This is a genomic window from Bacillus sp. CGMCC 1.60114, from assembly GCF_042676365.1.
GTDB classification, from domain to species: Bacteria; Bacillota; Bacilli; order Bacillales; family Bacillaceae_G; genus Bacillus_A; species Bacillus_A rhizoplanae_A.
Map to the genome: position 1 here is coordinate 1 of NZ_JBHTHG010000081.1, position 9,867 is coordinate 9,867.

Here is a 9,867-nt window from a genome sequence, read left to right on the forward strand (position 1 = left end):
AATCATTGGAGAATTAGGTGTTGTTTATGGTGTTACTGGTGCTTCAGTTTTAGGAATCAAGTTATTGAAAAAGAAAGGTTTAAACCTTCCAGATTGGTTGCTACATGCGGGTCTTAAATGCCTGCTGATTGGTACGGTTTGGTACGTGCTAATAGATATACTAGATGTGTTTCTACGTTAGTATTACAACTGGTAGTTGAAAATAACTGTAGTAATGCGCCTTGATTTAGCCTTTTTTACCTTCCATACATGCTCAACTACCTAATAGGAGGCATGGAGGAGATGATGTCACTTTTATTAATCCCAGTAACCTTTATAACAGTAGCTTATTTTTATCAAAATAAAGGAATGAGTGATAAGAAAAAAATTGCAACTTTTTTTGAGATTACAAAGGTATGCGTTCAGCATAAAGGTGAACTACAATACCCCATTTTTATAAAAGAAGTTGAAGATGACATAAGTATTAAGTATGTCTACAAATTACCGTTAGGTGTACCTAGCCAACTTATTAAAAAGTTAGCTGAAGTATTAGAAGAAGGGTTATACAAACCTGTTAAAATTTCATTTCAACAAAGAGAACTATATATTCGAGTATTTAAGCAACAAATACCTGAGAGGTGGAATTGGTCTAGGGATCTTTTAAAAGAGCATACATGGAGCGTTATGATAGGGAAAGCATTAGATAAACACATATATCATGATTTCGAGAAAACACCACATATGTGCGTAAGTGGCATGACTCGTTTTGGAAAGACAGTATTTCTAAAAAATATAATGACGAGTTTGATTCTACAACAACCACAACATGTGAAGTTTTTTATTATCGATCTAAAAGAAGGATTAGAATTTAGCCCTTATAAGGAATTGTCTCAAGTAGAAGAAGTTGCTGAAAACCCAGAACAGGCGTTAAAAATGTTAGTTAGATTACGTGAAAAGATGGTAAAACAGATTGAGGAAATGAAAAAGTCCTATTTTACCAATATTATAGACACATCAATTAAAGAGCGTTGTTTCATTATAGTAGATGAAGGAGCAAATCTTTGTCCAACGCAAGGATTACCTAAAAAACAACGGGACCTATTGTTTATATGTCAGGAGATGCTATCTGAGATTGCAAGAATTGGAGGAGGTTTAGGATTTAGATTAATTTTTTGCACGCAATATCCAACTGCTGACACCCTACCAAGGCAAATCAAACAAAATAGCGACGCAAAATTAGGTTTTCGTTTACCGACAGCGGTCGCTTCACAAGTGGCTTTGGATGAATCAGGTCTTGAAGAACTCCCTTCTCTTCCTGGGAGAGCATTATTTAAAACGGATCGTACAGAGGAAATCCAAGTTCCGTATTTAAAGGATAAAGATATGTGGAATTTACTGAAGCAATACAAGGTGGTGAAGCAATATGAGGCATCAAACCCTCAAACAGAAAGCGAGGCAAATCGAGATTTTATCCACTTTGAGTAAATTAGACTTTGCAACCCGGAGGCAATTGCAAGCGATTCATTGTTTGGGAAGTATTCGAAATGCAAATCGAATACTAAAGGATTTACAACCATATTGCCATATTACTAAATTGGCTCGTGAGCATGTTTATTACCTTAATAAAAAAGGACGTGATTTATTAGGAGTGACAAAGGAAGTAAAGAAAAATAGTCAATTACAACACATATTAATGCGAAATGAAGGTTGGATGTGGCTTGGATTTCCTGAATGGAAAACGGAGAGACCCATAGAATTTTCAATTAATGGTCAGCAACATCAAATCATTCCAGATGCAATTTACTTTGAGGATAAAGTCCCCCATTTTGTTGAAATAGATCGTATGCAACATATGAAAGCAAATGAACATAAAATACAGTTATATGGCCATATAACAGATATTTATAAACGACAGAATAATATTGTTCCAGTAGTTATCTTCTTTACATTATCAAATTACCGCCAATCCAAATTAGAGCAATATGCTGTAAAACAAAATGTATTTCTAAGAACTTTTGTGATGAATGATATATTCTGAGAGTCTTCAAATATCTATATCCCAAAAATCATGATAGTCAATGTTTCCATCGAACTTTTTCAATGTTTTAATTATTTTAGTTGCTGATGTAAGTGTAGGAACACGATCCTTTTTATTTGCTAAATCGCTTATCAATGATTTACTTAATCCGGTCTTTTGTACTAACCATTGTTGTTTAATTCCTCGCCGATCTAAATAGTTGCCAAATGGAGTTCTCTTTTTACCTAGCCCAAACATGGATACCCCCTCCAAATGATTATTGTGATACCAACAGCTTGTACAAAATTCCATAAAATTAAACCTTTGTTCATAAATATGGAATTATTCTTTTTAAGAGAGCATAGAATAATATAAAATAAATAAAATAGTTGTAATAATTTTGAAGAATATAGCATTCATAGTAATAGCTACAAGTTGCTGATACACTATAGCCTAATGGCAACTTGTTGTAAAGGGTATGCCTAAAAAATAAAAAGCTGAAACTTCTTCTGTAAGAAGGGATTCAGCTTTTTGGTGTTTCATAGATTGGTAATTTACTTTTAGTTATTTTATATAAACTTATTCGTAATATGTCGAATACTATTCTTCCATGTTTATTTAAAGGTTTTAAAAAATTTCACGCACCATAATAAGATATAAAAAATGCAAACCTAGAATTAAGGTTCACATTTTTTAGAGTGCATAGTTTAGTAACATATTTCAAAAATGATGCCAATCTCCCATATAATTCTGATAAAACTCGTATGACCATTTGACAAGTCCTGAACAAATCTAGTTCAGATAAAGCCCAGCTTCCCGTATAACCTCCTGTGTCAAATCCTTTCTTTATATCCCACTACGTTCAGATAAAACCTAAAACTTGCTTAACATCGCTTATATGCTGAACTTCCTTTATATCCCACTACGTTCAAATAAAACTGGGAAAGTTCGGTTTCCCATGGTGGGAAGGTATCGCTTTATATCCCACTACGTTCAAATAAAACCGCAACATCTTGTAAAGAATAATCAGTCTTAATAATCTTTATATCCTACTACGTTCAAATAAAACTGGGAAAGTTCGGTTTCCCATGGTGGGAAGGTGTCGCTTTATATCCCACTACGTTCAAATAAAACCCCTTACACAAAACAAAGCAAAAACCGCATTATATCTACAGAAGCATCATATCACATTTCTACCCTTTTACAGTGAACCACCGGTCTTGTTTCATACCAATTTTCAAAAATGGGTAGAACTCTTATGGCACATGGGCTCATTGGATTTTGCACTTAAGAATGATTCACTGCAAAATTTATTTTATTTATTCCTCTAATTCTTCTCGCTTAAGTTGTTATAGCATAGATGTCCCATTAAAGGAATAAGTCCCCAAAGGTTTTCTCTATACCGATTACTCTCTTCTTAATATTTCGCGGATTGCTTATTGTTCCGCCACTGTCGTTCAAGCCTTTTGTGGCAACAGATTTAAATCATAAGCCTGGATATATACCTTCGGCATATACCCTTCATTTTAGATCATAATACTATACTTTTCGTCTTCTGAAACTTGCAAGTTTGCGGAGCAAATCAAAACTTCACAATTACCTATCCTTCGTTTAATTTCTGTTTTTAATTTTTCTTTTGCGAATTCTAAAGACTGCGCTGGAACTGTTGCGGATTGTACAGTTGTTACTTTGTCGCTATACATCACAGAAAAATCAATTTCATATTGATATATCACTGTACCATCAATCCCCTTTCCCTAGCGTACAATTAAAATATATGCAAGTACTAAGCAAAAACTTTCCACTTATTCTAAGAATCTTTTTAAACGTCTTAATATAGTTAATAACAAACAAAATGGAGTTTAACAAAAAGAACTTGTAGCAATCACTACAAGTTCTTTTTGGGGTACTGATGGCAAAACGCGTATTTTATATGCTAAGGATATGCATATAAAATATGCGAAATGACGGCAGTACCTCTTTATTGGTTCATGGGTTGCTGACTATGACAGCAACCTTGTCACTATCCCTAGGACATATCCAACCTAATTCTTTTATTTTTAAGACAAAAGGATGCAACTTACTTAATGTACAATGCCATTCTTTCTTTTTCGTTAATTCATTATAATGAGCTTCAGCAGAATTCGCTCCTTTAATCCAATAAATAAATTGAATAACTTCATCATATTTCTCATGCGCTAAAACAAAATGACTTTCTGTCTCATATCCGTTTTCCCAAGCAAGCTGTAATGCTTGAGAAAACTCAAACGAATCATAAAATGCTGTAAACCATTTACGTAATGAATTATATGTCTTCATAATACTTCTCGGGAAACGCTCTGGATACAAATCATGTAACATTAAATATGGATTATTTCCCCAATAGTCGTATATAGGCATAGCAATTCTATGGTTTTTCATCCATTCAATATCATAGACACGTAGTAATTGTTCATCAGTTAATTTCTCTTTTTCCTCAATCGTCCAGCGTAGTGCTTCTAATCCTTTTTCTTTTGACCAAAAACCTTGACCAACCCTTTGTAATTCCCATTCTTTAAATCGATTTGGGTATAATTCATCTAACATCGCATAAGGTTTACCCCAAAATTTCTGAAAAGGAGTTACTAACCTATTCTCTGTTAACCACTGGATACCAAATACTTGTAATAATTGTTCATCAGTTAACTTCTCTTTTTCCTCAATCGTCCAACGTAAAACTTCCAATCCCTTTTCTTTTGTCCAAAAATTCCTAGGAACAACACTAAATTCCCATTCCTTAAACCTTCCTGGATACAAATCATTTAGCATCGCATACGGACTTAATTTCCAATGTGTCATTAATGGTGTAATTAATCTATTTTTTCTAACCCATGCTAAGTTGTATACTTTTTTTATTTCCTCGTCTGATAATTTCTCTTTTTCTTCAATTGTCCAACGCAATACTTCTAAACCCTGTTCTTTCGTCCAAAAATTTGAAGGTGCATGCTTCAACTTCCACTCTTTGAACTTTCCTGGGTACAAATCATTTAGCATCGCATACGGGCTACAGTTCCAAAACTTGCAACAAGGGGTATTAATTCTTTGCTTTTTAAGCCATTTTTCCCCGTACACTTGAAGTAGCTGTTTGTCTGATAACTTCTCTTTTTCTTCAATGGTCCAGCGTAGTGCTTCTAATCCTCTTTCCTTCGTCCAAAAGTTTAAAGGAGTAAACTTCAATTCCCACTCTTTAAATCTACCTGGATACAAATCATTTAGCATCGCATATGGACTACTTCTATAAAATAAAGAACAAGGAGAAGCAAGCTTATGTTTAGCTAACCATTTTTGATTATATAAATTTAGTAATTCTTTATCTGATAACTTCTCTTTTTCTTCAATGGTCCAGCGTAGTGCTTCTAATCCTCTTTCCTTCGTCCAAAAGTTTGAAGGAGTAAACTTCAATTCCCACTCTTTAAATCTACCTGGATATAAATCATTTAGCATCGCATACGGACTACTTTTATATACAAGGAGTATCATACCACCTAATTTGTATTTTTTAATAAGAGCTATAGTCCAGTTTTTTTTTATTTGATTCTCATCCCATTGTAAAACGGTTTCAATTAGATGCTTTGTAACCCTTCTTGCCAACAGGTTTTTATCTTCCTCACTCCAAACATAGTGAGGAAAATTATCTCTTTTACCATCTAGAATTTCTTGATAAATTTCTTCTATTCTAAGTGCATCCAAAAAATCACCCTCTACTGAACATTTGCGACATTTAATTCCATTTTACATGAAAATTCCTGTAATTCATTATTTTGTTACAGAACAGGATACTTTGCCCCTAATCACAGCTATGCTGGTACTGAGAGTATGAATAAAAAATGCCCCTTGGAATATACCGAGTGGGGTGCCGACAGCGGAACGGAAATAAATCACGCTAAGGATTTTTGAGTCGTTTTAGTACTAATTGGGGTACAGCTCATCGCTATCAAGCTAAGGTTTTAAAGTACCCCCTAAACAAAAATTTTGTGTTTTTTATAGCACGAAGGTCATTTTTATCATTTTGGGGCAACCTGTTCTGTTAGGTTGATAGGCATGGGGTACTGACGGCAAAACGTGGATTTTATACACTAAGGATATGCAGGATTTCATGCAGGCAACGAGAACGGTCTGAACTACGAAATGCTGTTGTGACAGGGATGTATGAAACCCTGCATACATCGGAGGGAGCAGAAGGCTGGCAAACTCTTGGTATGAATGGATTTCTGGGATTTGGTTGCTTCTGATAATGTTACGTTATGTTAACCGAGCATGTATACAATATACAGCCAATTTCTACAACAGACACCTCCCTTCAAATGGTACAATTAGGAAAAAAGGGAGGGATATTATGCTTTCTGTATTGATTGCAATAGTTCCACTCGTTTTTCTCATTCTAATTTGGGATAATCTTCGACTGATTAGAAATAATTCTGAGCAACAGATTAAACAGAATGAACAAATTATTAAACTTTTAGAAGAGAACAAACATAGGTAAGAAGCATTCTCCAGAACGGGAGGGGTTTGCTTTACATTAGGGGGTGGGAAAATGGGGTTTGTTATGTTTTGGCCTTTTATGATTGCTTCAATTATCTTTTCATTGATTGGAATATATTTTAAAAAATCATATTTTTTAATTATTTCTGCAGTACTAATTGTTCCTACATCATTATACTTAGCTGCTCTGCCTAGATTTTTTATTTGGCCTTTAATTCTCCCATTACTTTATGCATGTGCAGCAATAGCATTAAAAAAGCAAAAAGTTTGGTTATCAATTCTATTTTCAATACCCGTTTATTTATTGATTAGTTGGCTTGGATAGATAGTACTAAATCAAGAATCAATTAGTACTAAGACTGTAATTCAAGAAAAAAATAGAACCCTAAAAATAACTTCCGCTAACGAATTTTACGTCAACTAGTACCTCTTGCGGGGGCTAGTTGTTTTTTTACAGTAGCAAAGATAAGATTTCAATTTTAGAAACTGTCTTAGCTTATAAAATCCGCGTTTTGCCGTCAGTACCGCATTCCCATCAAGCTAAACTTATAAGTCCTTAAGTTTAGTATTTGTAAATAAAAGAAAAAGACTAGTCTTTTTTTAAGAAATAATATAATAAGCCCTATCATAAAAAATGCTACAATAAGTGGAATTATAGATAAAAAGATATGTAATTTTTTATCTAAATGAGTATACTTATGTTTATTAAAAATATATTCTAAGCTAACTAAAATACACACAAATATTAATACAGTTAAAATACAATTTTTAACTATTGGATTATTTGATATTTTATCATATAAAGTAAGACCTAAGAGTACGATTATAGAAGCAATTAGTCTGATATGTTTTACCATAAATCGTCCTCCTTTTTATAGGGTTTTAAGATCCTTACCGTTTTATTTCTCAATCTAAAATTGTATAAAACCTTGCACAAAAATGTAAATATTGGAAATAAACTCATACTATAGTATACTTTAAATGTGCGATATGTAATTTTGATCCTGAATAAAGTAATAATGTACCCTCTTGGGATCAAGGCATGCATGATATCTCCATGCATGCCTTTTTTTTACGCTGAAACCAGCCGAATATGCTGTTCTTTTATTGTTCTGTGGCCGCAATGATTTTCTTTGTTCCTAGGTATCGCCAACAAAACGCAAATTTCGTACGTTAAGAAGGTTCCTTAATTAACTTATATAAATTTAAAATATTTTTAGACTGATATCTATTCAGCATCCAAAGAATAAATGAAAAAATCAATCACTAAAATCACATATTATTTAAGAGTGAGAGGACATACAAAATATGAAAAAAAACTTAACCAAAATTATAACAATAAGTAGTTTTGTCTTAATATTCTATCACTTTCTAGAATGGTATTTAGTTGAATTCCTTACTCCATTTGTTATGCCATTTCTTTCAATAACAATTCATGGATGGTTTTTCATATTATTAATTTTATCAATTATACATCTTATTAGATACAAAAATTTGAAACCCTTAATTATTCAATTAATTGTAATAATTATTTGGGCATATACACCATTTACAAGTATCTATATAAAATTAGACTTTTTAATTTACAAAGATGATCGTAAACAAGTTATAAAACTTATAGAACATAAGAAATTAATACCAAATGTTGACTATAATGATAAAATGATTCATTTACCTAAACAATTTACATCTACTTCAAAAAATGGTGGAGATGTGCTTATTCAACAAAAAGAAAAAAGTATTTCCGTTTTCTTTTTTACTTATCGCGGTATATTAGATAATTTTTCAGGATTTATTTACACACCAAATGACATAAAACCAAACAAATCTGATTTTAATAGCGAATTTAAAGAAATCATAAAAATAGAAAAAAATTGGTATTACGTCACATCACATTAAAAATACAAAGTTTTCTTCATTATATTAAGAACATAACATATTTATAATAAGGGAATGCTTGTAGACTAATCTATACTGCATTCCCTTATTATATGTATGCTATATTCTTATTCGTCCTTTTCCAACATTAGAACCACGAATCTTGGCGAAGACATTGGTCTTTTCTCTGTCCTGGGGTCCATCCTCACTATTTATTCCACGTTTTCTTGACTACGAGCCTCTAAACTCCTCATAGTAAAGAAACTTTCGCGGCATAATCGCTTATTGTAAATCATAATTTTCTTCTCTCATATGAAAATTACACATTAAAAGTAACATTTTATTTTTGAAACAATATTATAGATATCTTTTTTATATGTTACAATTTAAATTTAATCAATACAAAATTTACTAAAAATAAGATAAATTAACAAATGAAACATTTAAAAACAAAAATTATGGAGGACAACATGATAAAACAAAATGCCCAATTAAAAACCAAATTCGAATATTTTTTACTTACATTTATCATTTTTCAACCTATTTTAGACCTACTTACATCTTTTTGTATTATTGTAATGAAATTAGACTCTACAATTGGCGTTTTCACTCGATTATTTGTAATGCTACTAAGTTCTCTTTATCTTTTAGTAAATATAAAAGATAAAGAGAACAAGAAATATTTTATTTATTTAATAGGACTAAACATTATATACATAACAGGATTTATCAATAATATATTTATAAAAGCTCCAATATCACTAAATGAAGAAGTTAAGTTTATAGCAAAATCTATGTATAATTTCATCATGGTTTTTTGTTACATTTCAGTTTTAAATTCAATGAAAACAAAAGAAAATATATATACAAAGATAAGAAATTATATTGTATACGCAACTTTAATTATCAATGTTGTAATGTTTATTTCAATTATTACTGGTACAGATTATAACAGTTATGATTATGATAAAACAGGATCAAGAGGTTGGTTTTTTGCTGGAAATGAATTAAGTTCCATTTTAGGTATTACTTTTCCAATTGTAATACTATACTCTATTGAAAAAACAAAATCCATTAATTCAATATATTACTGGATTCCAACATTACTCTCTATTTTTTCTTCTTTTTCCGTTGGAACAAAAGTAGGGTATATAGCTGTTATAGTAACAATTACAATTACAATTTTAATATGTTTAATTCAAATCATATTTACTAAAAAAAAGCCACATAAAAAACAGTTATTACTTAACATTTGTATTACTATTGGTATAGCTATAGGAATCGCCTTTACAACATCAGATACAGCATTTATGAAAAACATAACAGTTCACCAAAAAATAGTACAAACTCAAGAATTCAAAGAAAAACAACAACAATATAAACCAGAACCAAAAGAAATAACAAAAACAGAAGAAAAAAAGAATGAAGTGCAAAATATTATATTTAGTAGTCGCGAATTATTTGTTCAAAAT

The 9,867-nt window shown here is 31.5% G+C and carries 8 protein-coding genes, 1 pseudogene and 1 CRISPR repeat array; of the genes and pseudogenes, 6 read left to right on the top strand and 3 right to left on the bottom strand.

Annotated features, from left to right (window positions below; all coding sequences use genetic code 11):
- Nucleotide 1 precedes the first annotated feature (1 nt).
- The 3 genes from ACFQZ1_RS11775 (at nt 2) to ACFQZ1_RS11785 (ending at nt 2,017) form a co-directional block, all read left to right on the top strand.
- A complete protein-coding gene (locus ACFQZ1_RS11775; protein ID WP_377882361.1) occupies nt 2–181 on the top strand; it encodes a hypothetical protein in 180 nt (59 codons plus the stop codon).
- Nucleotides 182–282: 101 nt separating this feature from the next.
- Entirely contained in the window at nt 283–1,464 is a 1,182-nt protein-coding gene (locus ACFQZ1_RS11780) for an FtsK/SpoIIIE domain-containing protein (RefSeq protein ID WP_377882362.1), read from the top strand.
- Complete coding sequence (locus tag ACFQZ1_RS11785; RefSeq protein WP_377882363.1) at nt 1,403–2,017, top strand: replication-relaxation family protein; 615 nt, start codon at nt 1,403–1,405, stop codon at nt 2,015–2,017. Before ACFQZ1_RS11780 ends, ACFQZ1_RS11785 begins: the two co-directional genes overlap by 62 nt.
- A 6-nt stretch (nt 2,018–2,023) precedes the next feature.
- Here the strand turns inward: ACFQZ1_RS11785 and ACFQZ1_RS11790 are convergent, their stop codons facing one another.
- The 3 genes from ACFQZ1_RS11790 to ACFQZ1_RS11800 all read right to left on the bottom strand — a co-directional run bounded on the left by ACFQZ1_RS11790 (nt 2,024) and on the right by ACFQZ1_RS11800 (nt 5,725).
- Complete coding sequence (locus ACFQZ1_RS11790) at nt 2,024–2,254, bottom strand: XRE family transcriptional regulator (RefSeq protein WP_377882364.1); 231 nt, start codon at nt 2,252–2,254, stop codon at nt 2,024–2,026.
- Nucleotides 2,255–2,840: 586 nt separating this feature from the next.
- A CRISPR array of direct repeats spans nt 2,841–3,130; the repeat unit is 29 nt; unit sequence CTTTATATCCCACTACGTTCAAATAAAAC.
- A 392-nt stretch (nt 3,131–3,522) separates the two neighbouring features.
- A complete protein-coding gene (locus ACFQZ1_RS11795; RefSeq protein ID WP_377882365.1) occupies nt 3,523–3,732 on the bottom strand; it encodes a hypothetical protein in 210 nt (69 codons plus the stop codon).
- A 253-nt stretch (nt 3,733–3,985) separates the two neighbouring features.
- A complete protein-coding gene (locus tag ACFQZ1_RS11800; protein WP_377882366.1) occupies nt 3,986–5,725 on the bottom strand; it encodes a DUF4046 domain-containing protein in 1,740 nt (579 codons plus the stop codon).
- An 844-nt stretch (nt 5,726–6,569) separates the two neighbouring features.
- Here ACFQZ1_RS11800 and ACFQZ1_RS11805 point away from each other — a divergent pair.
- From ACFQZ1_RS11805 to ACFQZ1_RS11815, 3 genes and pseudogenes are all read left to right on the top strand, one after another.
- Nucleotides 6,570–6,842 carry a hypothetical protein gene (locus ACFQZ1_RS11805; protein ID WP_377882367.1) on the top strand — a complete coding sequence of 91 codons (273 nt, stop codon included), beginning with the start codon at nt 6,570–6,572 and terminating at the stop codon, nt 6,840–6,842.
- Nucleotides 6,843–7,825: 983 nt separating this feature from the next.
- A complete protein-coding gene (locus tag ACFQZ1_RS11810) occupies nt 7,826–8,416 on the top strand; it encodes a hypothetical protein (protein WP_377882368.1) in 591 nt (196 codons plus the stop codon).
- 509 nt (nt 8,417–8,925) lie between these two features.
- Nucleotides 8,926–9,867: pseudogene (locus tag ACFQZ1_RS11815) on the top strand (O-antigen ligase family protein); the annotation flags it as partial.